At 38.3% G+C, this 1322-nt stretch carries 1 protein-coding gene and 1 pseudogene; one reads left to right on the forward strand and one right to left on the reverse strand.

The window, feature by feature from the left end; genetic code table 11:
• Positions 1–443 (reverse strand): annotated as a pseudogene (locus tag GBI16_RS18105) (amidohydrolase); the annotation flags it as partial.
• A gap of 135 nt (positions 444–578) precedes the next feature.
• Between GBI16_RS18105 and GBI16_RS18110 the strand changes: the two are divergent.
• Positions 579–1322 (forward strand): LysR family transcriptional regulator (locus GBI16_RS18110; protein WP_151707608.1); only part of this gene is annotated, 744 nt, incomplete at its 3' end.

The following is a 1322-nucleotide window of genomic DNA, read 5'->3' on the forward strand; positions in this document are numbered from 1 at the left end:
GAGTGAGCGGCAGTACGGCTATTATGCGAGTTATCTATGACTGTTGTGATACCTGCGTCAATACACCCGAGAGCAGTAAGTAAATTACCGATATATATATCTTTAGGTCGATAGTACTTGGCAAAAGAATAATGCGTCGCGTTACAATAATCTTCTAACGTTTCTGCATTCGGATTAATTCGTCGTAGTTGTCCTTCCCATGAATGTCGATGTGTATCCACCATACCCGGCATCACAATCATATTTGAAGCATCAATAACAGTAGCACAAGTCGCTTCAATACTTTCACCAATAGCTGTAATCATACTGTTCTCGATAAGAATATCTCCCCGAACCATATTCCCAATCATGCTGTCCATACTCAGGATAGTGGCTCCACGAATAAGCGTTTTACTTGTGGAGGATTCTGTCAATTGCACAATGTTTCTGTTGTAATCAGTCATATTCATTTCAACTTCAAAAAAAGAATAGTCAAAATCTAATAGAAATGATAATGCTGTAAAAGCTGATTAAACTGTTTTTATTATTCAGTAAAAGCAAATAATCTAAGAGCATGCGGATAGAATTGGGATAAAGGCATGAGATTAGATCGTATTCAGGCAATGCAGATTTTTGTTCGGGTGGCAGAAGCTGAAAGCTTTGTACATGCGGCTGAAACACTTTCACTTCCAGCATCTACAGTAACTAGCACAATTAAAAATCTTGAAAAGTATTTACAAGTACGTTTGTTGAACAGGACAACCAGACGGGTAAACCTAACACCTGAAGGGGCACAGTATTTAATACAGTGCAGAGAAATACTTGATCTTATTGAGCACACTGAATCAAGCCTAACCGATACAATGCAACAACCACAGGGGCAGTTACGAGTTGATATGCCTGCGGGTATAGCTCATTCAGTCATCATGCCCAATCTTAAAGAGTTTCAAAAACGCTATCCAGACATCTATATAATGATTGGAGTCAGCGATAGGCAGGTAGACTTAATCAAGGAAGGAGTAGACTGTGTAATCCGAATGGGAAGCTTGAAAAGTTCCTCACTAGTAGCTCGTCCTCTTGGAAAGTTTCGTTGGGTGACGTGTGCCTCACCTGAATATTTGCAAAAGTATGGAACTCCGCAATCTCTTGAAGATCTAGCATTTCATAAGGCGATTCATTATTTTTCAGACCATAATAGAAATACATGTGAAATGAATTTTGTGGATGATGACGAAAAAAGAATAGTAAAAATGAATACTGATATAGCTGTCAATGAGACTGAGCTTTATATAAAATTGTGTCTTGATGGATATGGAATAGTACAACTTGCAGAAAAACTTGTG

The organism is Acinetobacter sp. TUM15064, assembly GCF_008980265.1.
Classification (GTDB): domain Bacteria; phylum Pseudomonadota; class Gammaproteobacteria; order Pseudomonadales; family Moraxellaceae; genus Acinetobacter.